The 22,334-nt window shown below is 70.1% G+C and carries 23 protein-coding genes; 9 read left to right on the top strand and 14 right to left on the bottom strand.

Annotated features, from left to right (window positions below; genetic code table 11):
• Position 1 precedes the first annotated feature (1 nt).
• Positions 2–814 carry an ARPP-1 family domain-containing protein gene (locus ABD743_RS01920; RefSeq protein WP_344718112.1) on the top strand — a complete coding sequence of 271 codons (813 nt, stop codon included), beginning with the start codon at positions 2–4 and terminating at the stop codon, positions 812–814.
• Positions 811–2,232, top strand: coding sequence for an ADP-ribosylglycohydrolase family protein (locus tag ABD743_RS01915; protein WP_344718110.1), 1,422 nt, complete (start codon positions 811–813; stop codon positions 2,230–2,232). The genes ABD743_RS01920 and ABD743_RS01915 overlap by 4 nt, the downstream gene beginning before the upstream one ends.
• Here ABD743_RS01915 and ABD743_RS01910 read toward each other — a convergent pair.
• Positions 2,212–3,771 carry an SIR2 family NAD-dependent protein deacylase gene (locus tag ABD743_RS01910; RefSeq protein ID WP_344718108.1) on the bottom strand — a complete coding sequence of 520 codons (1,560 nt, stop codon included), beginning with the start codon at positions 3,769–3,771 and terminating at the stop codon, positions 2,212–2,214. The two genes, ABD743_RS01915 and ABD743_RS01910, sit on opposite strands and share 21 nt — an antisense overlap.
• A gap of 167 nt (positions 3,772–3,938) precedes the next feature.
• Between ABD743_RS01910 and ppdK the strand changes: the two genes are divergently transcribed.
• The 5 genes from ppdK (at position 3,939) to ABD743_RS01885 (ending at position 9,567) form a co-directional block, all read left to right on the top strand.
• Positions 3,939–6,695: a pyruvate, phosphate dikinase gene (gene ppdK, locus ABD743_RS01905; RefSeq protein ID WP_344718105.1), complete on the top strand. Its 2,757-nt coding sequence runs from the start codon at positions 3,939–3,941 to the stop codon at positions 6,693–6,695.
• A gap of 80 nt (positions 6,696–6,775) precedes the next feature.
• The gene (locus tag ABD743_RS01900) at positions 6,776–7,219 is read left to right on the top strand and encodes a universal stress protein (RefSeq protein ID WP_344718103.1); all 444 of its coding nucleotides are present in this window, start codon (positions 6,776–6,778) and stop codon (positions 7,217–7,219) included.
• Between the two features lie 59 nt (positions 7,220–7,278).
• A complete protein-coding gene (locus ABD743_RS01895; RefSeq protein ID WP_344718101.1) occupies positions 7,279–7,833 on the top strand; it encodes a DUF6886 family protein in 555 nt (184 codons plus the stop codon).
• Positions 7,834–7,921: 88 nt separating this feature from the next.
• Complete coding sequence (locus ABD743_RS01890) at positions 7,922–9,118, top strand: aminotransferase class V-fold PLP-dependent enzyme (protein WP_344718099.1); 1,197 nt, start codon at positions 7,922–7,924, stop codon at positions 9,116–9,118.
• Positions 9,119–9,207: 89 nt separating this feature from the next.
• Complete coding sequence (locus tag ABD743_RS01885; protein ID WP_344718097.1) at positions 9,208–9,567, top strand: hypothetical protein; 360 nt, start codon at positions 9,208–9,210, stop codon at positions 9,565–9,567.
• Positions 9,568–9,643: 76 nt separating this feature from the next.
• Here ABD743_RS01885 and ABD743_RS01880 read toward each other — a convergent pair whose 3' ends face one another.
• The 10 genes from ABD743_RS01880 to ABD743_RS01835 form a co-directional block, all read right to left on the bottom strand.
• The gene (locus ABD743_RS01880; protein ID WP_344718095.1) at positions 9,644–10,264 is read right to left on the bottom strand and encodes a hypothetical protein; all 621 of its coding nucleotides are present in this window, start codon (positions 10,262–10,264) and stop codon (positions 9,644–9,646) included.
• Between the two features lie 131 nt (positions 10,265–10,395).
• Positions 10,396–11,388, bottom strand: coding sequence for a glycine betaine ABC transporter substrate-binding protein (locus ABD743_RS01875; protein ID WP_344718093.1), 993 nt, complete (start codon positions 11,386–11,388; stop codon positions 10,396–10,398).
• A gap of 33 nt (positions 11,389–11,421) precedes the next feature.
• Positions 11,422–12,219 carry an ABC transporter permease gene (locus tag ABD743_RS01870; RefSeq protein ID WP_344718091.1) on the bottom strand — a complete coding sequence of 266 codons (798 nt, stop codon included), beginning with the start codon at positions 12,217–12,219 and terminating at the stop codon, positions 11,422–11,424.
• Positions 12,216–13,373, bottom strand: coding sequence for an ABC transporter ATP-binding protein (locus ABD743_RS01865; protein ID WP_344718089.1), 1,158 nt, complete (start codon positions 13,371–13,373; stop codon positions 12,216–12,218). Before ABD743_RS01865 ends, ABD743_RS01870 begins: the two co-directional genes overlap by 4 nt.
• Positions 13,373–13,921: an ABC transporter permease gene (locus tag ABD743_RS01860; RefSeq protein ID WP_344718087.1), complete on the bottom strand. Its 549-nt coding sequence runs from the start codon at positions 13,919–13,921 to the stop codon at positions 13,373–13,375. The genes ABD743_RS01865 and ABD743_RS01860 overlap by 1 nt, the downstream gene beginning before the upstream one ends.
• Positions 13,922–14,211: 290 nt before the next feature.
• Positions 14,212–15,261: an LLM class flavin-dependent oxidoreductase gene (locus tag ABD743_RS01855; protein WP_344718085.1), complete on the bottom strand. Its 1,050-nt coding sequence runs from the start codon at positions 15,259–15,261 to the stop codon at positions 14,212–14,214.
• A gap of 32 nt (positions 15,262–15,293) precedes the next feature.
• Complete coding sequence (locus tag ABD743_RS01850) at positions 15,294–15,944, bottom strand: NADPH-dependent F420 reductase (RefSeq protein ID WP_344718083.1); 651 nt, start codon at positions 15,942–15,944, stop codon at positions 15,294–15,296.
• Positions 15,941–16,423: a MarR family winged helix-turn-helix transcriptional regulator gene (locus ABD743_RS01845; RefSeq protein WP_344718081.1), complete on the bottom strand. Its 483-nt coding sequence runs from the start codon at positions 16,421–16,423 to the stop codon at positions 15,941–15,943. Before ABD743_RS01845 ends, ABD743_RS01850 begins: the two co-directional genes overlap by 4 nt.
• 281 nt (positions 16,424–16,704) lie before the next feature.
• On the bottom strand, positions 16,705–17,469 hold the full coding sequence (locus ABD743_RS01840) for a polysaccharide deacetylase family protein (protein WP_344718079.1): 765 nt from the start codon (positions 17,467–17,469) through the stop codon (positions 16,705–16,707).
• A gap of 74 nt (positions 17,470–17,543) precedes the next feature.
• Positions 17,544–18,299 carry an alpha/beta hydrolase gene (locus tag ABD743_RS01835; RefSeq protein ID WP_344718077.1) on the bottom strand — a complete coding sequence of 252 codons (756 nt, stop codon included), beginning with the start codon at positions 18,297–18,299 and terminating at the stop codon, positions 17,544–17,546.
• Between the two features lie 199 nt (positions 18,300–18,498).
• Here ABD743_RS01835 and ABD743_RS01830 point away from each other — a divergent pair, with 199 nt between their 5' ends.
• Together ABD743_RS01830 and ABD743_RS01825 are read left to right on the top strand one after the other, a co-directional pair.
• A complete protein-coding gene (locus ABD743_RS01830) occupies positions 18,499–18,948 on the top strand; it encodes a DUF5313 family protein (protein WP_344718075.1) in 450 nt (149 codons plus the stop codon).
• A 91-nt stretch (positions 18,949–19,039) separates the two neighbouring features.
• The gene (locus ABD743_RS01825) at positions 19,040–19,528 is read left to right on the top strand and encodes a SixA phosphatase family protein (RefSeq protein WP_344718073.1); all 489 of its coding nucleotides are present in this window, start codon (positions 19,040–19,042) and stop codon (positions 19,526–19,528) included.
• A gap of 15 nt (positions 19,529–19,543) precedes the next feature.
• Here the strand turns inward: ABD743_RS01825 and ABD743_RS01820 are convergent, their stop codons facing one another.
• Genes ABD743_RS01820 through ABD743_RS01810 form a run of 3 tightly spaced genes read right to left on the bottom strand, consistent with a single transcriptional unit; the run spans position 19,544 to position 22,279 of the window.
• A complete protein-coding gene (locus ABD743_RS01820; RefSeq protein ID WP_344718072.1) occupies positions 19,544–20,770 on the bottom strand; it encodes a serine hydrolase domain-containing protein in 1,227 nt (408 codons plus the stop codon).
• Positions 20,767–20,892, bottom strand: a complete 126-nt coding sequence (locus tag ABD743_RS01815) for a hypothetical protein (protein WP_344718070.1) — start codon at positions 20,890–20,892, stop codon at positions 20,767–20,769. The genes ABD743_RS01820 and ABD743_RS01815 overlap by 4 nt, the downstream gene beginning before the upstream one ends.
• 58 nt (positions 20,893–20,950) lie before the next feature.
• Positions 20,951–22,279 (bottom strand): ferredoxin reductase family protein, encoded by a 1,329-nt coding sequence (locus tag ABD743_RS01810; RefSeq protein ID WP_344718068.1) that lies wholly within the window; start codon positions 22,277–22,279, stop codon positions 20,951–20,953.
• Positions 22,280–22,334 lie beyond the last annotated feature (55 nt).

Below are 22,334 nucleotides of genomic sequence, written 5' to 3'. Positions count from 1 at the left end.
GATGGAGCTGGCGGACGTGCACGTGGGCAACCCGGTGGTGCGCGGGGCGTTGACGGTGTTTCCCGTGTTCAACGGGGCGGCGGTGGAGAAGCGTGGTTACGACCTCCACGCGCCGTGGATCGAGGTGGCGGAGCGGGCCGGGGCGCCGGTCGTGGAGGAGCTCGTCGTGACGAACGAGGGCGCCCGGCCCGCGCTCGTGTTGGAGGGAGAGCTGCTCGAGGGCGGCTGGCAGCACCGGGTCGCGGCACGGTCGGTGATGGTGGAACCGGGCGCGTCGGTCGTGCTCGAGGTGCGGTGCGTGGAACACGGCCGCTGGAACGGCGGCGGCGAGCACGTCCGAACTGGACGACGCGCGCCGGTGCAGGTACGTGCGGCGGTCGGGCAGCACGAGGTGTGGGAGCGGGTGCGCCGGTACGGACAGAGCGCCACCGAGTCGCTCCTGGAGACCACGCGCAGCGTCGACGACGCGGCGGCGGCGCTCGTGGGGGATCTGCGGCCGCTTCCGTTCCAGAGCGGGGTTCTGATCGGGATCAGCGGATGGCCGGTGCTGCTCGAGGTCTTCGACTCGCCGCGGACGCTGGCCCAGGTGTGGGACGGGATGCTGCACGCGGCGGCGGTCGACGCCGTCAGGAGGCCGGCGATCCCGACTCCTGGCTTGCGGGCGCGACAGTTCGCTCAGCAGATCAAGGGCGTCCCGCTGGACGCGAGCGGTCGCGGTGCGACGGCGGACGCCCGGGTCTCGGTGCTCGGCTGGCGTGGTCGGGCCGTGCAGACCGTGGCGATCAACCCTCGGCACGAACTGGTGACGGCATGACCTACATGAACCTTGACCGTGCGGTCGGTGTCCTGGTCGGAGCCGCCGCGGGCGACGCGCTCGGCGTGCCCTACGAGTACGGCAGCCGCCCCCTTCCGCGGCCCGGGGAGGAAGCACGAATGCTGGGCGGCGGGCTCGGCGATTACGCGCCGGGGCAGTGGAGCGACGACACCGAGATGGCGTGCGTCATCGCCGAGGTCGCTGCGACGGGCGCCGACCTGCGTGACGACGCCGCGCTCGACCGCATTGCCGCAGGCTTTCTGCGCTGGTACGACGACGGCCCGGCCGACATCGGCAATCAGACCCGCGCCGTACTCGGAGCGCTGCACGGCTCGGCCGAGGCGGGCGCGGCGGCGCGGATGCGAGCGCGGGCGGCCGAGTTGCACGCCCGCAGCGGACGTACCGCGGGGAACGGGTCGTTGATGCGGACCGGACCCGTCGCGCTCGCACATCTCGGCGACCCGGAGGCGATCGCGCAGGCGGCCCGCGCGGTGAGCGGCCTGACCCACCACGATCCGCAGGCGGGGGACGCGTGCGTGTTGTGGTGCCTGGCGATCGACCACGCGGTGCGGACGGGTGAGCTGGACGTGCGGGTCGGGCTTGGATACGTCGGGCCGCAGTGGCCGGCCCTGCTCGACGAGGCTGAGCGTTCCACGCCGGATCGGTACGCGGCGAACAACGGCTGGGTCGTCGCGGCGCTGCAGGCGGCGTGGTCGGCCGTCGCGCAGGCAGACGGTCTCGAAGAGGGGCTGCAGGCCGCGGTGCGCGGCGGCGGGGACACCGACACGGTCGCCGCAATCGCCGGGGCGCTGCTCGGGGCCCGATACGGAGGGAGCGCTGTGCCCAGCCGGTGGCGGCGGCTGCTCCAGGGCTGGCCGGGCCTGCGGGCGCGCGACCTGACCCGTCTCGCCGTGCTCGCCGCCCGCCGCGGCAGGCCCGACGGCGACGGTTGGCCGAGCGCCCCGACCGTCAAGGCCTACGCGGGCTCTCCACGAGCGACCACCCCGCACCCGGACGATCCGGGAGTGCTGCTCGGCGCGGTCGGTGCGCTGCGGCCCGGCGTCGCCGACGCGATCGTCAGCCTCTGCCGGCTGGGTACCACGCAGGCGCCCTTGGCCGGTGTGCCGGCGGCCGACCACGTCGAGGTCTGGATCACCGACCGCGACGACGCGAACCTCGACCTGCCTGGTCTGCTCGCCGATACCGCCTCCGTCATCCGGGACCTGCGTCGGGAGGGCAAGACGGTGCTCCTGCATTGCGTGTTCGCCGAGGCCCGTACGCCCATCGTCGCCGCGGCCTATGGCGCCCTCATCACGGGGTCGACACCGGAAGCGGCGCTTCGGAGGGTCCGCGCAGTGTTGCCCTCGGCCAGACCGCGCCCGTCGATCGTGGCCGGTCTACTCGCGATGGCCGAGTGATCGCAGCAGGGCCTCGACCTCTGCCCACGCGGGCGTCGCCCGCTCGTCCGGGGTCGCCTCGGCGGTGAGACCGAGCAACCGCCCGCGGAGCCGCTGCTCGGGCGCGGTGAGACGGTGGCGGTAGCGATCGTCGAGGAAGAAGTGCAGGCCCCGGTCAGCGTGGGCGAGCAGGCAGTCGAGGAAGATCTCCAGCCGTCGTCCCTGTTCGGGGACATCCGCGCCGCCCATCGGGACGAGGTCGAGATCGGCGCCCCACAGCCGGGTACGCAACGCGTCGGGCTCCATCAGCAGTGCGGTGCCGAGCTTGCCCTCTCCGCGGACGGACGTGGGTAGCACCTCGCGGACGTCGTGCATGAGTTCGTGGAAGTGGTCGTCGGCCAGGCCGAACCCGACGAACAGCAGGTGCCGGGTGAGCAGCATGGCCTTCGCGAGGGCGGAGAGGGCTTCGCGGCCGCGGCCGTAGCCGAGGTAGTCCTCGCGGGTCAGCACGATCGTGTCCGGGCGGGTGACGGTGCCGTGCAACTTGAGCAGCCAGCGCCCGTCCGGTCGCACCGCCTCCTCGGGGAGGACGGCGAGATGGTGCCCCATGTCCTGTGAGGCTTTCTCGTAGAGCGTGTCGTAGTTGAGTGTGACGGCCTCGCGGGTCGGCAACGCTGCCAACTGCGCGGGGGCGAGGCCGTAGCGCGGAGCCTGGACGTGCCGCGCGACGGTCTCGTTGAACGAGTCGCCCTGCTCGGTGAGGAGCCGACGCAGGACATGTGCCTGGTCGAGCGCGTCGAGCTTCGAGAAACCGTCGTGCTCGGCGCGCGGCAGGCCGCTGTCATCGAGCAACCTCGCCAGGAGATCACTCCAGGTCGGAAGGCCGGCCGACACCGAGACGCCCGCGCCGATGAACGGCACGAGCTGCCCGGCGCTCGCCTTGGCGGCGAGGTCCTGCGCCTGGCGCACCAGGGCCTCACCGAGCACCGCCCAGGTCCGGTAGGGGTCGACGCGGCGTATGTCGTGGGCCCGCGCGAGGTCGGGGGCGTCGCGCAGCACGAGTACGACGTCGATGCCCTGCTCGCGGCCGACCGCGTTCGCGACCTCGAGAATGCGCCGCAGCAGCTCACCGCGGAGCCAATCCCCGCCGCCGCCCGCCGAGCCGAACATCGGCATCGCGACGAGCGGCAGGTGCCGCTGCTGACTGCGCGGACGGCGATCGGCCCGCGTCCGGGCGGGGTCGGCTGCGGCTCGCAACGCCGCGGTCAGCGGCTCGACGACCTGCTCGGCGTCGCGGATCCCCACAAAGGGAACCGGGACGAGGACGGGCTGAGGCTCCTGCTCGGGCCAACCGGGGAGCACGAGCGCTTTGACGCGCTCGGCCCGGAACTCCGAACCGGCCTCCCCGAGGCGCGCGACAGACTCGCGCAGGTGAGGGACTGCTCGGTACCACCCCTCCGTGATGTGCAGCGTCCGGTCGGTGGGGAGCAGCCAGGCGTCGGCGGCGAGATGAGTGATGTCGCCGGGGACGACGAAGACGTGTGACCCATCCGCGAGCACCCGATCACGCTATCCGGTGATCGTCACGACTCATCCTTTATCGAACGCGTGAGTTCAGGCCCGGCCCCGGCCGCAAGCGTCGGCCATCCAGTTGGGCGCTGGTGCCGCACCGATCACCACGACGTTCCTGTTGAAAACCCGACCCAGCGGGGTCACAGTGCTGATGCTTGCGACCTGACGCCGGCTTCCGTGAGGTGGAGCTGATGCCGAAGTACGTGTACGAGTTCAGCGAGGGCAGCAAGGACGAGAAGGATCTTCTCGGCGGCAAGGGGGCCAACCTCGCCGAGATGACCCGGCTCGGGTTGCCCGTGCCGCCGGGGTTCACGGTGACCACCGAGGCGTGCCGGCGGTACCTGGCCGACGGCGTGGTGCCGCCGGAGCTCAGGGTGCAGGTGACACGCGCGCTGCGGGCGTTGGAGGACAACGCCGGCCGCCAGCTCGGGGACCCGCAGGATCCGCTGCTGGTGTCGGTGCGGTCCGGGGCGAAGTTCTCGATGCCGGGGATGATGGAGACGGTCCTCAACATCGGGCTGAACGACGTGTCGGTCCGCGGTCTGGCCGGCGTGTCCGGGGACGAGCGGTTCGCCTGGGACTCCTACCGGCGGCTCATCGCGATGTTCGGCAAGACCGTGCTCGGCATCGACGATGCGTTGTTCGCCGAGGCGATGGACTCGATGAAACGGACGAGGAACGTCACCCAGGACGTCGACCTCGGCGCGAACGACCTCGAAGAGCTCGTCGAGACCTACAAGAAGGTGGTGCAGCAGGAGACGGGGCGCTCGTTCCCGCAGCAGCCGCGCGAGCAGCTCGACCTGGCGATGAACGCCGTGTTCGACTCCTGGAACACCGAGCGGGCCCGGCTCTACCGCCGCCGCGAGCGGATCCCGCACGATCTCGGCACCGCCGTGAACGTGTGCGCGATGGTGTTCGGCAACCTGGGCCCGGACTCGGGCACCGGGGTGTGCTTCACCCGCGACCCGGCCACCGGACGGCAGGGCGTCTACGGCGACTACCTCCCCAACGCGCAGGGTGAGGACGTCGTCGCGGGGATCCGCAACACCCTCACTCTGGCCGACCTGGCCGAGCGTGACCCGAAGTCGGCGCGCCAGCTGTACGCCGTGATGCGCCGGTTGGAGACCCACTACCGGGACCTGTGCGACATCGAGTTCACCATCGAACGCGGCAAGCTGTGGATGTTGCAGACGCGGGTCGGCAAGCGCACTGCAGCCGCCGCGTTCCGGATCGCCGCCCAGCTCGTCGACGAACAGCTGATCACGATGGACGAGGCGTTGCAGCGGGTCACGGGTGACCAGCTCGCACGCCTGATGTTCCCCCAGTTCGACCGCTCCGCCGCTCGGACCCGACTCGCCACCGGCCTGGCCGCCTCGCCCGGCGCGGCAGTGGGGGAGGCCGTGTTCGACTCCGCCACGGCCGTCGCCCGGCACGCTGCCGGCGACTCGGTCATCCTCGTGCGCCGGGAGACCAACCCCGACGACCTCGAGGGCATGATCGCCGCGGCCGGGGTGCTGACCAGCCGTGGCGGCAAGACGTCGCACGCCGCCGTGGTGGCCCGCGGTATGGGACGCACGTGCGTGTGCGGCGCGGAGGCCATCGACGTCGACGCCGCAGCCCGAACAGCCCGCGTCGGCGACATCGTCGTGAACGAGGGCGACGTCATCGCCATCGACGGGTCCACCGGCGAGGTGTTCCTCGGCGACGTGCCGGTGACGACCTCACCCGTGGCGACCTACCTGGAAGAGGGCCTGGACACCGCGCTGTCCGGGGCGGACGAGGAGACCTCCGAGCTGGTGCAGGCCGTGCACCGCGTCCTCACCCACGCCGACGCCACCCGGCGCCTCGGGGTGCGGGCCAACGCCGACGCCGGCGAGGACGCGGCGCGTGCCCGTCGGCTCGGCGCCGAGGGCATCGGCCTGTGCCGGACCGAGCACATGTTCCTCGGCGACCGCCGCGCGCTCGTCGAGCGCCTGATCCTCGCCGACACGGCCGCCGCGCGGTCCGCGGCGCTGGAAGCGTTGACGCCGAAGCAGCGCGCCGACTTCGTCGAACTGCTGGAGGCGATGGACGGGCTGCCGGTGACGATCCGCCTGCTCGACCCTCCGCTGCACGAGTTCCTGCCCGACCGGACCGAGCTGTCCGTACGGGTCGCCGTCGCCCGGGAACGCGGGGAGGACACCGCCGTCGACGAGACGCTGCTCGCCGCGGTGGAGCGGCTGCACGAGTCCAACCCGATGCTGGGACTGCGGGGCGTGCGGTTGGGGCTGGTCGTGCCCGGGCTGTTCGCGATGCAGGTCCGCGCGATCGCGGAGGCCGCCGCGGAACGCATCAAAGCCGGAGGCGACCCTCAGGTGGAGATCATGGTTCCGCTCGTCGGGTCGGTGATGGAACTGCACCTGATCCGGGACGAGACCGACGGCGTGCTCGCCGAGGTGGCCGAGCAGGAGAACGTCACCCTCGACATCCCCGTCGGAACGATGATCGAGCTGCCCAGGGCGGCGCTCACCGCGGCGCGGATCGCCGAGGCCGCCGACTTCTTCTCGTTCGGCACCAACGACCTCACCCAGACCGCGTGGGGGTTCTCCCGCGACGACGTCGAGGCGGCCTTCTTCGCCGCGTACCTGGACAAGGGCGTGTTCACCGTGTCGCCCTTCGAGACACTCGATGCCGTCGGCGTCGGCCGTCTCGTCCGGATCGCCGTCGAGGAAGGCCGGCTCGCGCGGCCGGGTCTCAAGATGGGGGTGTGCGGCGAGCACGGCGGCGACCCGGAGTCCGTGCACTTCTTCCACGAGGTCGGGCTCGACTACGTCTCCTGCAGCCCGTTCCGTATTCCCGTCGCCCGCCTGGAGGCCGGCCGCGCTGCCGGCAGCTACGACGACACTGCCGCCGGCCTGGCCGAAGCCCGTTGACTGACGTGGGCGGTGTCCAGACCGGACACTCGCGCGCACACTTGCCCTGACATCGAGCGAGCGGCCGGAAGGGGCTCGTCATGGGTGGAGTCGTCGTCGGCGTCGACCGGTCCGCACGCGCGGTGGACGCGCTGCGGTTCGCGATCGAGGAGGCGCGCCTCCGGGGCGTCGAGCTGACCGTCGTCGAGGTGTGCGAGCAGCCCTACATCAGCGAGGACGTGGGCCCGGAGGCCGCGGCTTCGCTGGCCGAGCCGACGCTCGTGCAGGCGGAGCTGCTGCTCTGGGACCAGGTGGGCAAGGCCCTCGACGGGGGGCCTGCACCGGAGGACATGCACCTGCAGGTTCGGGTCGGCAATGCGTCCGAGGAGCTCATCCGGCTCGGCCGATCCGCGGACCTGTTGGTGGTGGGCTCCCGGGGTCACGGCGGATTCCGCCATCTGCTCACGGGTTCGGTCGCCACACAGCTCGTCAACCACGCTCCGTGCCCGGTCGTGGTCGTGCCCGCCCGGACTGCCGCGGTCTGACCGAACAAATTCACTTGTCCACGCCAGGTGTGGATCACACGCTGTTCTGGTGAACCGCCGTGCGACCACGTGAGGGCGAGGTCCTCCACTTCTCGGAGGACCCGACGATCGCGGAGTTCGTCCCGCACGTCGCCGCCACGGCTCGGGTCTCGGTCGCCTATGTGTGGGCCGTCGATGCGCAGAGGGCACCCTCCTACTGGTTTCCGAGGCAGTGCCCGCGGGTGATGGCCTGGGCGCGCGACGGATCCACCAGCTCGGACGTGGCGCGGATCATCGGCCCGTACGGGGGTTCGCGGGTTCATGCCGTGGAGTACGGCTGGCTGGAGCGGATGCGGACGGTGCGGCTCTACGCCTACCGGTTCCCGGCAGCCGTGTTCCGCCCGTACGCGGAGCCGGAGCCGGACCGGCAGTTCGGCGAGCCGGAGCCCTCTGCCCACGTCACCGAGGTGCCGGTGCGCCCGCTGGGCCCGCCGGAGCCGGTGGGCGACCTCTTCACGCTGCACGAGGAGGCCGGCATCGAACTGCGCGTGCTGCCGACGCTGTGGACGTTCTGGGAAGCGGTGACAGCGAGCACGCTGGGATTCAGCGGGATCAGGCTGCGCAACGCGCGTTAGGAATCCATGCGCGCAACGACCGGCACGCTCGTCCGGACCTTTCGGACGACCGCGCCGGTCGTTCAGCCAGGCGCTAGCGTGTGATCGCGTGGACTTCGACGTCGATCGGGCGCGGCGCGACACCCCTGGTGCGCATGACGTGGCGCATCTGGACAACGCAGGGGCGGCGCTTCCGCCGCGACAGGTGACCGACGCGGTGGTCGCCCACCTTCGCACGGAGGCGGAGGTGGGCGGCTACGAGGCAGCCGCGGTGGCGGCGGACCGGCTCGACGGCACCTACACGGCCGTGGCCCGGCTGCTGGGCTGCGAGCAGGACGAGGTCGCCCTGGTCGAGAACGCCACGCGCGCGTGGGACATGGCCTTCTACGCCATGCCGTTCAAGCCGGGCGACCGCATCCTGACCGCTCACGCGGAGTACGCCAGCAACGTCATCGCCTTCCTGCAGATGGCAGCCCGCGCGGGCGCGGTCGTGGAGGTCGTCGACGACGACGAGCACGGCCAGCTGTCCGTGACCGACCTGTGCAGGCGCCTACAGGACGGCGCGGGGAGGGTCGGGCTCATCGCGATGACGCACGTACCCACGCACGGCGGGCTGGTCAACCCTGCCGAGGAGGTCGGCGCCGTCGCCCGCGAGGCCGGAGTGCCGTTCCTGCTCGATGCATGCCAGTCGGTGGGCCAGCTGCAGGTGGACGTCGAGCGCATCGGTTGCGACATGCTGTCGGCCACCGGCCGTAAGTTCCTGCGCGGACCGCGGGGAACGGGGTTCCTGTACGTGCGTCGCGCGCTGCTCGAACGGCTGGAGCCACCGTTTCTGGACCTGCACGCCGCGACGTTGACGGCTCCGGACCGCTACGAGATGCGGCCCGACGCGCGCCGCTTCGAGAACTGGGAGAGCGACATCGCCGCGCGGATCGGGTTGGGCGTCGCCGTCGACTACGCGCTCGAGTGGGGAATGGAGGCCATCGAGGCGCGGGTCACGGTCCTGGCCGAGGCGCTGCGCGAACGGCTGCGGGCGGTCAACGGGGTACGGGTCCACGACCAGGGCCTTCGTCGCAGTGGCATTGTCACGTTCACCGTCGACGGCGTCTCCTGCGAGGACGTGCAGAGGGTGCTGCGCGAGCGCGGGGTGCGGACCACCATCTCCCGGGCCAGGTCTGCCCAGCTCGACATGCCCCGCCGGGGGCTGGCGGAGGTGGTGCGCGCCTCGGTCCACTACTACAACACCGAGGACGAGCTCGACCGGCTCGTGGACGCGCTGCCGCCGCGCCGCTCGATACAGATGTGAAGCATCAGCGCCACCGGGATCGGGTAACCGATACCTGAGTGCGTACAGCGCCGTGCGCACCGCTTCGGACAGTGAGCCAGGAGGACGTCATGGGGCTGATCAGTCACGTGATTGCGGCCGGAATCGGCTACTACGCCGGTCAGCCCGACGGCCGTCGTCAACTGGAGAAGCTGCGGAGGCAGGCGGTCGAGTACGCCCACGGGCCGCAGGCCAAGCGGCTGCGGGAACGTGGCCGGGACGTGGCCGGTGAAGGCGCACACGCCGCAAAGAACTTCGCGTCGCGAGTGGTCTCCCACAAGGGCGCGGACCCTGCGGCCGAGGTCGCCGACACCCGGACCGGACAGAGTCGGCTTCTCTGGCGCCGCGGCCAGAGGACTGCGGGCGGGCCGGGCACGGACGGCCCGGCCGCCACTCAACCCCCGCTATCAGGCACCGAGAACCGCCCGTGATCCACCTCGTGACGCGACCGGGGAAGCGCCCGACCGTTCCGAGCGCTTCCCGCGTCGCTGTAGTCGGCCGCGCCATTCAGGCCAGTTCGGGGACCCGCAGGTGGGCGAGCGCAAGTTCGAATTCAGTCACTTCGATGATCTGGCCATTGGCTTCTCTGGTGCCCCACTCCCGCAGAGCGGTCGCCGCATCGCGGCTCCGCACCATGGCGTCGCGGCTGTCGAAGGTCACCGACGAGACGGCATAGCCGGATGAGCGGTCGATCATCAGGCTTGCGCTGGAGAACCCGTCGAAGATCTCGATCTCCGGCAGCAGCCCCAACCTGTGGATGTCGATGAGGCGGTCGGTGTCCTCGGGATTCGTGCGCACCCAGGTGGCGCGGACGCACGCGCCCGGCTTCGACGTGTGATCGCGGTGCAGAACGGCGATCTCCCATTCGTCGACCTGCGGCCTGCCGCCGAGCACTTCGCCGGCACGCTCGCGGACGGGCCGTAGCCGGCCTTCACTCGCGTGCATGGCTTCCTCATCCCGCCATGCAGTCGTGATGATGCAGCAGCCGGATGTGCGATCGACCAGCATGGACAGGCCGACGCACCCGTCTACCCCCAGCACCGCCGGCATGACCTCGTCGCGGATGTGCCCGACTCCCGCGTCGATCGACTCCGGATGTGCGAGGACTGTGGTGGAGCGTGCGTACACGATCCACCCCCTTCCGATCGGGGTGGCGCCCCGGCGGCGCCGCCGGTCGTCCGACACCCTTCTCTCACGGCTCGGCTGTGGCAATGCCCCTACCCTGAGCTGCGAAGATCGACCTTCCGGGGCGCCGATCGTCAGCCGTTGATGATCTTGGTCTCGACGAGGAACTCCTTGGCGGCGTCCTCGGGCGTCTCGCCGTCGATGTCGACCTTGGCGTTGAGCTGTGTGGCGCGCTCGGTGGTGAGTTGCTTCGCGATCGCGCCGAACAGGGTGTCGTAGGCGGCCGCGTTGGCCTGGTACACGTCCGTCCGCATGCTGACGGCCACGTTGTAGGTGGCCAGGGCCTGCTTGTCGTCCTGGAGTACGACGAGCTTGTTCTGAAGCACCTGGGCATCGGTGCCGAAGACAACGGCGAAGTTGCACGGCTCGCGCGCGGCGACGCTCGTGTAGACCAGTCCGAAGTCGAGAACGGCGACGTCGGCGTCGGGGAGGTCGAAGCCGTAGGTCTTCTCGACCGCGGGCAGGCCGTCGTTCCGGGTGGGGAACTCCGCGGCGGTGCACAGGGCGGCCGCCTGCGGGTTCTGCTGTGCCAACCGTGCCCAGTCGCTGATGGTCGAGACGCCGAACTCCTTCGCGGCGTCGGGGTTCGCCGCGATCGCGTAGGCGTTGTTGGCGCCCGCCATGGCGAACCAGGTGATCCCGTTCGCGGCGTCGGCCTGCTTCACGGCGTCGAACTGGGCCTGCTCACCGGAGACCGGATCGGTGTTGCCGAGCGGACCGAGCCATGCGGTGCCCGTGTACTCCCAGTACATGTCGATCTCGCCCGACTGCAGCGCGCCGCGCACGACCGGCGTGCCGACGAGGTTGGTGCGATCCTCCACCGTCGCGCCGGAGGCCTCCAGGGCCTGCACAGCCACCTGGCCGAGGATCTGCTGCTCGGTGAACTCCTTGGAGCCCACGGCGATCTGGGTGCCCGTCAGGTGGACGCTCGCCGCGACCGAGTCGCCCGTGTCGGCGCCGCCCGAGCCACCCGCGCCGCTACTGCATGCCGATAGTGCGAGCAGGCCGATCACGGCCAGTGCGCTCAGTACACGGAGCTTTCGGGTCGTCGTGGCATGAAACGGCACAGCGCCTCCTTTGGCGAGTGAATCTCGATGGACCTAGAGGCCGCGAGGCCGGAGAACGTCCTCCGCCACGCCGAGAACGTGGTCGACGAGGAGGGCGAGCACCGCGGTGAGAATGCTCGCGACCACGATGACGGGCGTGCGGCTCTGCACGATTCCGCCGTACACGACGCTGCCGAGCCCTCCGGCATTGGTGAGCGCGCCGATGGTGGCCGTTCCGACGTTGATGACGGCTGCGGTGCGCACGCCGGCGAGGATCACCGGCACGGCGAGCGGCAACTCGATCTCACGCAGGACCCGGTTGCTCGACATGCCCATGCCGCGCGCCGATTCCACGACGAACGGATCGATCTGCTGCAGCCCGACGATCGTGTTGCGCAGGATGGGAAGGAACGCGTAGACGACCAACGCGACGACGGCACCGCGGAAGCCGGGGGCGAAGAGGATCGCGAACAGGACGATCACGCCGAGCGAGGGCACCGACTGCGCGATGTTGCCCAGCCCGACGACGATCGGGGTCAGCCGGCGTGCCGCAGGCCTGGTGACCAGGATCCCCAGCGGCACGGCGATGACGATGACGATCAGTGTTGAGAGACCGACGAGCTGCAGGTGCACGAGCGTGGCGTTGAGGAGGCCGCCGAGGGTGAGCAGACGCTGCTCGACGTCGTCGAGGTCGGCAGCGGCGACGAAGACGGCAACGCCGATGCAGACGAGTGCCAGCACCGCGGGAACGCCGAGGTAGCGGCGCCACCATGCCGCCCGTGACCTGCGCGGACCGGGTTCGTCGCGCACCTCGTCGCTGCGGGCGTAGGGATCCTCGATGGCGAGGCTCACCGAGCCGATACCTCCTCGGGCACCTGTTCACGAGCGTCGGTGCGCACGGTCTCGACCGCGGCCATGATCACCCGCATGTCGACGGTGCCCAGTAGCGCCCCGGAGCCGTCGACGACGACCACCACACCCACGCGGCTGCCGACCATCGAGTCGAGCGCGCCCGCCAGTGTCGCGGAGGGCTCGACCGTCGCGCGGACCTCCAGCCCCACGTCCTCGAGCGATCCGCCGGGCTGCCCCAGCTCACGGGCATGCGCCCAGCGCAGCGGCCTGCGCCGCTCGTCGAGCAGCAACAGTGACCCGTGTTCGGACGACTCGAGCGCGCGCAGCGCCGCCTCCCGGCCTGCGCTGATCGGGGACGTCGGCCACTGCTCGAGTTCGACGTCGCGCACCCGTACGAGACCGAGACGCTTGAGCGCCGCACCGGAGCCGATGAACTCCCGCACGAAGTCGTCGGCAGGTGCCGCGAGCACCGTCTCCGGGGTGTCGTACTGCGCGATCACCGACCCCTCGCGCAGGATGGCGATCCGGTCACCCATCTTGATCGCTTCGTCGATGTCGTGCGTGACGAAGACGATGGTCTTGCGGATCTCCTCCTGCAAGCGGAGGAACTCGTTCTGCAGACGCTCGCGGCTGATCGGGTCGAGCGCGCCGAACGGCTCGTCCATCAGCATCACCGGCGGGTCCGCCGCCAGCGCGCGAGCGACTCCGACCCGTTGACGCTGACCGCCGGAGAGCTCCTTGGGGAACCTGTCCCGATACGTGGAGGGGTCCAACCCCACGAGGTGCATCAGCTCGTCGAGCCGGTCGTCGATCCGCTTCTGCGGCCAACCCAGCAGCCGGGGGACCGTGGTGATGTTGCGTCCGATGGTCTGGTGGGGGAAGAGACCGACCTGCTGGATGACGTAGCCGATGCGGCGACGGAGGCGGTCAGGATTCTCCCTGGTCACGTCCTCGCCCTGCAGCCGGATGATCCCCGACGACGGCTCGATGATCCGGTTGATCATCTTGAGGGTCGTGGTCTTTCCGCAGCCGGACGGGCCGACGAGGATGACGATCTCGCCCTCGGCGATCCTCAGATCGAGGGAGTCGACCGCCGGCGTCGACTGGCCGTCGTACAGCTTGGTCAGCTGCTCCAGCTCGATCATGTCGGGCATCAGCGAATTCCCCTGGACGTCGTCACGCGGGTCAGGACGAGAAACGCACCGTCGAGGAGCATCCCCACGAGCACGACACCGAGCGTGCCCATGAGGGCGAGGTTGACGGCGTTCGGACTCGAGATCACCCGCAGGCCGGAGAAGATCAGCTCGCCGAGGCCGGGGCCGCCGATGATCGGGCCCAGTGCCGCCACTCCCACCAGCAGCACCGCGGACACCCGGACCCCGGTGACCACGACCGGCCACGCCAGCGGCAGTTCGATGCTCACCAGCCTGCGCCAGCGCCCCATCCCGACGCCTTGGGCAGCCTCGACGACCGCCGCGTCGACCCCGGTCAGACCGGTGATCGTGTTACGCACGATCGGCAGCAGCGAGTACAGCGCCAGCGCGACGACCACCGGCACGGTCCCGATGGTGCCCAGCAGTGCGAGCAGCAGTGCGTACATCGCGAGCGACGGCACGGTGAGGATCAGTCCGCAGGCGTTGATGGTGAGGGTCCGCGCACGCGGCCTGCGGTGGACGGTCATGCCCAGGGCCAACCCGACCACGCTGCCGATGAGCAGACCGGCGAGGACGACGGCGAGGTGCTCGAGCGACAGTTCGAGCAGCCGGTCATAGTGGTCGAGTAGGTACTCCGGGAACGTGATCGCGGCTCCTTGCGACGGAGGTGGTCGTGCGGGTCGGCGCCTCGGCGACGATCACCTGAACCTACCGACTGTCGCAACTCGGGACACAGACCATCCGAACGGTGACCTTCGTTGCAGTGCCCACCACCGCCTGACAGAGGGCTCGGAAATCGGCCGGAGCTCGCCGTTTCCCGCCCAGGCCACGGAGGTTCTCAGGCGAGAAGTTCGCGGACCCGCGGCGCCACCTTCGTCCCGAACAGTTCGATGTTGGTCATGAGCTTGTCGTGCGAGAGCCCGCCGATGCCGTACTTGAGGTCGAACCGCGTGGCCCCGAGGGCGGTCATGTTGGCCGCGATCTTCTGGGCGACGGTCTCGGGCGAGCCGATGTAGAGCGCGCCGTCGGGCCCGATGTCGTGCATGTACGACTCCTTGGTCGGGATCCGGAAGCCGCGGGTCTTGCTGACGTGTGTGATCACCTGGAGGTAGTGCGGCCAGAACTCCTCGGCGGCCTGCTCGTCGGTGTGGGCGACGTGTCCGGGTGAGTGCACTCCGACCGGGCGTGCCGGCTGGCCGAGCTGGTCCAGGGCATGGGCGAAGAGCTCGGAGAACGGCGCGAAGCGCCGGGGTGAGCCGCCGATGATCGCGAGCATCAGCGAGAAGCCGTAGCGGGCGGCGCGGATGACGGACTGGGGGCTGCCGCCGACTCCGATCCACGCGGGGAACCTGCCCGATTCGACATGGGGCACCACGTCCTGGTCGACGAGCGCGGCTCGGGTCTTGCCGTGCCAGGTGACCGGTCCACCCTTGAGCAGCTCGGCGAACAGGTTCGTCTTCTCCTCGAACAGCTCCTCGTAGTCCTTGAGGTCGTAGCCGAAGAGCGGGAAGGAGTCGACGCTGGAGCCGCGGCCGAGGATCACCTCGGCGCGCCCGTTCGAGACGGCGTCGAGCGTCGAGTAGCGCTGGAAGACGCGGACGGGGTCGTCGGAGCTCAGCACGGTCACGGCGGACCCGAGCCGGATGCGCTCGGTCCGCGCGGCGATCGCGCCGAGCACGACGTCGGCCGCGGACAGTGGCATGTCCGGGGTGTGGTGCTCGCCGACGCCGAAGAAGTCGAGTCCGACGGCCTCGGCCCGCACACCCTCTTCGACGAGGTTGCGGATCGCCTGGGCGTGCGACACGAGCCGGCCCTGATCGTCCCGGGCGACGTCGCCGAAGGTGTCGAGGCCGAGGACGATCGGGAACTGGGGGTCGGGGGCGTTCATGATGATTCCCTTTTCGTACTGGTGGGTTGTCGTCAGACGGTGGCCGTCGGCCGGACGGCCATCGCGAACTGGTCACGGCTCAGCGAGGCGCCGAACACGGGCCCGCCAGGCTCGAAGGCGCGACCGGCACGGAGCGAGTCCATCGCGATCACGTCGTAGCCGATGCGCTCGACGATCGCGGCCACCGCGGCGACCGCCGCCGGGTCGTCTCCCGCAACGCCGAGCCCTCGGCGGTCAGGGGCTCCTGGTGGGCGGCGTTCACTCTCGAGCTCGTGGTAGCCGATGTGGTTGAACGCCTTGACGACGATCGAACGGGCCAGCCGGCGCGCCACGATCTCGCTGCTGCCGTACCGGTCGTCGTCGAACATCTCCTGGACGCCGTCGATCGGCGGCCAGTAGTTCATCGCGTCGACGACGATCTTCCCGGCGACGAGAGCCGGGTCGAACGCCGGGAAGCGGTGCAGCGGGATCGCCAGCACGACCACGTCGGCGTCATGGACGGCGTCGGCGGCCCAGCGTGGCTCGGCGCCGGGTGCGAGCACCTGGGTGATCAGCGCGATCTCCGTCGGGTCGCCGGAAGCGGCGATCGAGACGTCGAGACCGGCCTCGGCCGCCACCCTGGCAAGGGTCGAGCCGACGTGCCCGGCGCCCAGCACGGCGAGCCGCGAAGACGGGTGTGTCATGACCGTCCGCTCTCCCGGTCGAGATGGCGGCGGACGGCGTCGAGGATCTCGGCCAGCGCGTCGAACTGCGCCGGGGTCAGCGCGTCGGCGAAGTACCGCTTGATCGCCCGCAGGTGCGGGGACGACGCGCGGCGGAAGACGTCCGCCCCCTCGGGGGTCAGCGACACCAGGGCGCCGCGGTTGTCGGTGGGGCACTCGTCGCGCCGGATGAGGCCGCGCCGTTCCATCCGCCCGAGGTGGTGCGAGAGGCGGCTGCGTTCCCACTCCATCATCGCCGCGAGCTGCGTGGACCGTACTTCGCGTCCCGCGGCCTCACTGAGCGCGAGCAGTACCGCGTAGTCGGCGGGCGAGAGGTTCGACTCCTGCAGTTGGGCACCGAGTATGCGCCGCAGGTCCGCGGTCGTGTCGAGCAGCGCCCGCCAGATCCGTAGCTCTCTCGAGGTCATGCGCCGTCGCACGACCGGGACGTCAGTGGTCATCGCCCCTCCTTTGAGGATGCGTCAACAATAGTCTTGAATGGTGACGCATCAACCAAGAGCGGGACGTGCCTTACCTCACTTTTGTCCACCTTGCGCCGAGCCGGACCACGACGGTCCCACCACCTCACCCCATGCGCTGATCAGTCCGCCGCCGGTCCGGTAGGCCCTGGTGGCCTCCCGGTCCCGAAGATCGCAGTCACCACGAGCCCGGCGCCTCCCCCGCCAGAAGGAACGGGGAGCTCCCGCGGGGAAGACAGAGCTGGATCACGGGCATTGAGCCCTCAGGCGAAGAGGGTCCCCGCGGTGACCGGGGCGAGGCGCCGATCGGCCAGGTCGTCGAGGAGGCCGGGTAGCGCCTCCAACGTTCCGGGATGTCCGAGGTGCAGGCTCACGACACTGCCGGCCGTCACGGAGCGCACGTTGCGGCGGATCGCGGCGGCGCCCGGGTCGGTGAAGTCCCGCGAGTCGACGTCGTACGAGAGCACGGTCGGATAGCCCGCCGCGGCCGCTAACCGGCGAACCTCCGGTGTCGCGTGCTGCGCCTGCGACGGCCGGAAGAACGCACCCGGGATGCCGGTACCGGCGACGATCCGGTCGCGGCAACGTTCGATCTCGGCACGGATGCCGGGCTCGTCGAGAGCCGACAGGTCGGGGTGCGACCACGTGTGGTTGCCGAGCTCGTGGCCGAGGTCGGTGACGAGCCGCGCAGCGTCGGGATACTGCTGCAGCCACGTGCCGACCGCCAGAACGGTGACCGAGGCCCCCCGGTCGTGCAGCAGGGTCAGGACCCGCCGGGCGAGCCCCTCGTCCCCGGCGCCATGAAAGGTCAGGGCGACCTGAGGGCGTCCAGATGTCGCATGCTCGATCTCACCGGTGGGCGGCGGTACTCGTGGTGAGCCCGTCGTCGGAGGTGGGCTCGTCGTGGCCGGTGTGGGCGCCGCCGATCGGAGAGACGACGCGCACGACCCCAGTCCGATCAGCGGTACCACAGCCGCCGCGCGGAGCAGGGTGCGACGCGATGGTCCTGTCGCATCGTCGGAGAGCATGGCGGAGAAGCGTAGGCGCCTCGGTCTGGAGGTGACGACGTCGACAGGAACGCCAATCCGTTCCGGTGTGAGCGCTACGCCTTGCTGCGTGCGCGGATGAAGTCGAACACCTCGATCATCACGCGCTCACGGTCGACGTCGAGCGTCACCTCGTGCGACGAGTCGGGCAGCGCCAGCAGGCGCTTGTCGCCGGACCCGATGTTGTCGAGGACGAACGGCCCGTTGGCCTTGTCGACGATCTGGTCGCCGTCCCCGTAGATGAGCAGCGTCGGCACGGTGATCTCGGAGAGGCCCTGCCGGACCTCGCTCATCAGGCCCATGCCGCGCTCGAGAGCACCCAGCGGCATCTCCAGGTACGCGATGCCGCCGACGCCGACGTCTTCGGTGAGTACGCCGACCGCCGACCACGGCGCGGGCACGGTGGCCGGCCGGTTCGGGTCCTTGACGAGGGGTTCGAGCGCTTCGAGTGCCTGCACCGGCGCTGCCATCACGACGATGCCGGCCAGTTCCGGGTGGCGGCGAGCCAGTTCCAGGGTGATCGTCCCGCCCATGGAGATGCCGGCCACGAACACCGTCGAGCAGCGCTCCTGCAACTCGCTCAGCGCTTGTTCGGCAGCGCCCAGCCAGTCCTCCGGCCCGGTGCGATCGAGATCTGCAACGGTGGTGCCGTGCCCAGGCATCCGGGGTGCTGATACGGCAAGCCCGCGGCGGGCCAGGTAGTCGGCCAGCGGACGAACGTTCTGGGGCGTGCCGGTGAAGCCGTGCACCAGCAGGCAGCCGACGTCGTTGCCCTCGAACCAGTAGGCACCAGCACCCGGCAAGATCGTCATCGGTACTCCTCCGCGTGCGCTGCTCCCGACCGGATCGAACGTAAGAGGTGCCACCGGTTGATGTCGATAGGCCGATCGCTGCTCGATCAGGACAGTCGACCCCTCCCGGCGTAACCTCACGAACAGGGCGAGCTCGCGTCGCTCTCGAGGGAATCCATTCCCGGACGGCCATGGCGTCCGGGAGATCGGAGGACCCGACATGAGGTGGATACCGCGCATACGGAATCCGGCTTCACCGGCCACTTCCGCGTCGCAGCGACGCCCTGGTCCGGCTCGTTGGTTCTGGTACGCCCTCGGCGGCGGGCTCCCGATGGCGTACCGGGAGTGGGTGCTCCACGACGTCACCTGCCGCACGTGGCCGCTGCGCCACCTGCTGCGGTTGCTCGTTCAGGTGGTGCCGGTCGCGGTCGTGCTGGTGGTGCTGATACCGGGGCCGATGTCGGTGCGGCTGATGGCCGCGGTGGGCGGGTCGGTGGTGGGGTTGCTGTACTCCTTCGTCTTCCTCTACGAGGCCACGGAAAACCGAGCGTGGAAGGCGGGCTACGACCACGGCACCGCGGCGCGGGTGCGCGAGGAGCGCAACGCGGGCCGGGCGCTCGCCGCGGCCGCGTCGGACTTCGAACGGCGGTGGCACAGGCAGCATCGATGAGTCACGAGGCTGTCGGTGGCCGTGCAGAAGCGCGGATCGGCGGGAACACTCATCGGGATGACCGCGGAACTGCTGGTACAGGTTGTGCGACATGGCTGACGACTCCCACCGTCTGGTGATCGTCCGGCACGCGAAGTCGGCGTGGCCCGACGGCGTGCCCGACGAGAAGAGGCCACTGAACAAACGGGGCCGCCGGGACGCGCCCGCGGTGGGCCGCTGGCTGCGGAAGCGGATCGGCCGCCCGAGGGCGGTCGTGTGTTCGCCCGCGGCCCGGACCCGCGAGACCTGGGCTCTGGTGGCCGACGAACTCGACAAGGCGCCCGACCCGGTCTTCGACGAACGGATCTACGAGGGGTCGGTCAAGAAGCTGCTCGCCGTTGTCAGGGACCTTCCCGACGGCGCCGGGCCTGCGGTCCTCGTCGGGCACAACCCGGGCGTCGCCGACCTCATCGAACTGCTCACCGGGAAATCGCCGGAGATGAAGACGTCGGCGATCGCGGTGCTGAACGTGCCCGGCTCCTGGGCAGACGTGAGGCCGGGTGGGGCCGAGCTCGTCGAGCACGTCACGCCCCGCGGATGACGGGCTCGTCGTCAGTCAGAGCTGGGCGATGATGCGTTTGGCGATCTCGTTCGCCGGCTGGGCGCCGTCGGGCGCGGCCTGCAGGTTGGTGAGCACGATCAGCGTGGTGTCGCCGTCGGGGTCGTAGCCCATGAACGACTGGTATCCGGGCAATGAGCCGTCGTGGCCGATCATCGGTCCGAACCTGGCCAGGGCCAGTCCGTACGAGGCGCTGTTCGCGTTCCCGTTTCCGTCCTCGTTCCCGTTCGCGGGAGTCGGCGGGAGGCTGTCGATGCGCTGTTTCTGCGTCGCCGCATCGAGCAGACCACCCGTGACGAGCGGTTTCACGTAGGTGGCGAGGTCCTCCGCCGAGGAGATCGCCGCGCCTGCCGCCCAAGCCCACGACGGGTTGACGTCGGTGACGTCGGTGGGCGCAAGGGTGCCCTCGCGGGCGGCGGCCTGCTGATCGGGAGGTAGTGCGGGATCGGCCAGCGTGGAGACGTTCGTGCCGAACAGGTAGCCCTGCGGGTGCGGGTCGAGGATGGAGCTCGATGTGAGCGGGGGGAACACCGTGTTCTGCAGTCCGAGTGGGGTGAAGATCCGTTCCCGGAAAACGTCCTCGAGCTTTCGCCCGGTGATCTGTTCGATGATCATCCCGAGCAACACGGTGTTGGTGTTCGAGTAATGAAAGCCCTGGCCGGGTGCGAAATAGGGCGGCTGGGCCAGGGCGAGAGCGACAAGCTCCTGGGGCTGCCAGACCTTGTCGGGATCCTCGTCCATCGTGCGGTTGACCGATTCGAGTTCGGTGTAGTTGTACAGCCCGCTGCGCATGTCGAGCATCTGCGCGATGGTGATCTCGGCACCGTTCGGCACCTCCGGCTGGTACTTCGCCACCGGGTCCGACAGCCCGATCCGGCCTTCCTGCACCAGCTGCAGCACCACCGTGCCGGTCATCGTCTTCGTGTTCGAACCGATCCGGAAATGGTCACCGACCTGCACCGGATCGTCGGTTCGGACCCTGCGGGTGCCGAACGCCTCCAGGTACTGGCCGGCCGGAGTACGGACCAGGACAACCGCCCCCGGGACGGACATGTCCCTCATCGCTTCGGTGATGATCGGACGCAGTCTCGTGCCGAGGTCGGAGGCCGGCGCTTCGGGGCTCGGTCCGGTCGCTGTGCCCCCGCCGCTTCCGCAGGCCGAGGTGGCCAGCACGAGCACCGCGGCGAGTGAGATCACGGCCCAGATCAGCAGTCGCCCGGTCATAGCAGCACCCCGACCGTCGGGGTGGAACAGTCGAAGAATGAGCCTTCGACGATCAATTGGTCGCGCAGCTCCACGGCGCCATCATGCTGCAAGGAACCGATGCCGAAACGTCCGTCACCCATTCCGGCATGATTTCCCGGTTGTCGGGTGGCCTGAATTCCGGTCCGTTCGCTGAGATGATCAGACCGTGTCGAACTGCTCGGTGTGGATCCGCTGGCGAGGGATGCCGATATCGTCGAGCGTGGTGATCATGCCGTTGACGAACGAGCCGGAACCGCAGAGGAAGTAGTCGAGCTGGTTGCGGCGGAACGAGCCCGGCAGCACCGTGGAGAGCATCTCCGCGTCGATCCGGCCGATAGCACCTGTCCAGCCCGGGTAGGGCTGGGTGAGGGTCGGCACGACCGTGAGGTGAAGCCGCGCCTTGAGGTCCTCCAGCTCCTCGGCGAACAACAGGTCGTCGGGGGAGCGGCCGCTGACCAGCAGCCGATGGGGACGCAGGTCGCCGCGGTCGGCGAGGGTGCGCAGCATGCTCATCATCGGGGTGATGCCGACCCCGCCGGCGAGCAGGACGAGCCCGGTGGAGCGCATGTGGTCGACGCTGAACGAGCCGTGCGGCCCGTCCAGGAAGACCCGGGTGCCGGGCCGCAGACGGCCGAGCGTCCGGGTGTAGTCGCCGATGTGGCGGACGGTGAATTCCAGGGTGCCGTCGGCGCGGGCGCCCGATGCGATGGTGAACGGATGGTCGCTGAGCAGGCCCCAGCGCCGCAGACGCAGCCAGGCGAACTGACCAGGGGCGAACGCCAGCGCGTCGCGGCGGGAACTGCGGCGCCAGCCGGTGGGTGCGAGCACGAGCGTGCTCACGTCGTCGGACTCAGGGCGGATGCCTCGCACACGGAATCCGCCGCGCTCCGCCAGCAACGGACGCAAGCACCATCGCACGAGGAGGATGACGACCAGCGCTCCGATGAGAGCGACGAACCAGGTGCGCGTCCCGTCCTCGTGGACGAGGTTGTTCCGGAGGACGACGTGCAGCGCGGCGCCGCCGACGGTCGTCGCGGTGAGGATCAGGTGCGCGATCCGCCACACCTGGTAGGGCAGCCGCAGCCGGCGGCGCAACAGGGCGGTCAGGGCGAGCAGGATCAGCGCGAGGGTCGAGATGGTGGCGGCACGCATGCCAGGTGAGGCGTGCACGAGGTCGAGGTACTTGATGTTGCGGGCAGGGTTGGCGAGCACCACCACGGCGACGTGGGCCAGCACGAGAGCGAGCAGCACCAAGCCGATGTAGCGGTGCACCACCAGAAGCTGCTCCATCCCGAGCCCTCTGGTGAGCGATCGCAATCGGGACGCCACCACGATCGCGCCGAACAGGGCCGAGAGCGCTCCCAGCCCCAGCGCCACCGAGACCTCCAACTCGAGCTCGGCGCGGACGCCGATCAGGAGGATCAGAGGGACCAGGGGCAGCGCCACGAAGGCCGTCACCCACGCCGCACGGACCACCACTCGCTTCACGGCGCGGGACGCTAACTTCGCGCCGCTCCCGGCACACGGAACCTGAGAATCCAGG

Source organism: Pseudonocardia yunnanensis (genome assembly GCF_039534065.1).
Taxonomy (GTDB): domain Bacteria; phylum Actinomycetota; class Actinomycetes; order Mycobacteriales; family Pseudonocardiaceae; genus Pseudonocardia; species Pseudonocardia yunnanensis.
This window is presented reverse-complemented; position numbering and strand designations above follow the sequence as displayed.

Coding starts and splice junctions, on each gene's coding strand:
- ABD743_RS01850 (WP_344718083.1), bottom strand. CDS start 15,944: ATGACACACCCGTCTTCGCGGCTCGCCGTGCTGGGCGCCGGGCACGTC.
- ABD743_RS01865 (WP_344718089.1), bottom strand. CDS start 13,373: ATGCCCGACATGATCGAGCTGGAGCAGCTGACCAAGCTGTACGACGGC.
- ABD743_RS01820 (WP_344718072.1), bottom strand. CDS start 20,770: ATGACCGGGCGACTGCTGATCTGGGCCGTGATCTCACTCGCCGCGGTG.
- ABD743_RS01815 (WP_344718070.1), bottom strand. CDS start 20,892: ATGGGTGACGGACGTTTCGGCATCGGTTCCTTGCAGCATGATGGCGCC.
- ABD743_RS01835 (WP_344718077.1), bottom strand. CDS start 18,299: ATGACGATCTTGCCGGGTGCTGGTGCCTACTGGTTCGAGGGCAACGAC.
- ABD743_RS01825 (WP_344718073.1), top strand. CDS start 19,040: ATGGCTGACGACTCCCACCGTCTGGTGATCGTCCGGCACGCGAAGTCG.
- ABD743_RS01920 (WP_344718112.1), top strand. CDS start 2: ATGGAGCTGGCGGACGTGCACGTGGGCAACCCGGTGGTGCGCGGGGCG.
- ABD743_RS01855 (WP_344718085.1), bottom strand. CDS start 15,261: ATGAACGCCCCCGACCCCCAGTTCCCGATCGTCCTCGGCCTCGACACC.
- ABD743_RS01830 (WP_344718075.1), top strand. CDS start 18,499: ATGAGGTGGATACCGCGCATACGGAATCCGGCTTCACCGGCCACTTCC.
- ABD743_RS01900 (WP_344718103.1), top strand. CDS start 6,776: ATGGGTGGAGTCGTCGTCGGCGTCGACCGGTCCGCACGCGCGGTGGAC.
- ABD743_RS01840 (WP_344718079.1), bottom strand. CDS start 17,469: ATGCTCTCCGACGATGCGACAGGACCATCGCGTCGCACCCTGCTCCGC.
- ABD743_RS01885 (WP_344718097.1), top strand. CDS start 9,208: ATGGGGCTGATCAGTCACGTGATTGCGGCCGGAATCGGCTACTACGCC.
- ABD743_RS01845 (WP_344718081.1), bottom strand. CDS start 16,423: ATGACCACTGACGTCCCGGTCGTGCGACGGCGCATGACCTCGAGAGAG.
- ABD743_RS01915 (WP_344718110.1), top strand. CDS start 811: ATGACCTACATGAACCTTGACCGTGCGGTCGGTGTCCTGGTCGGAGCC.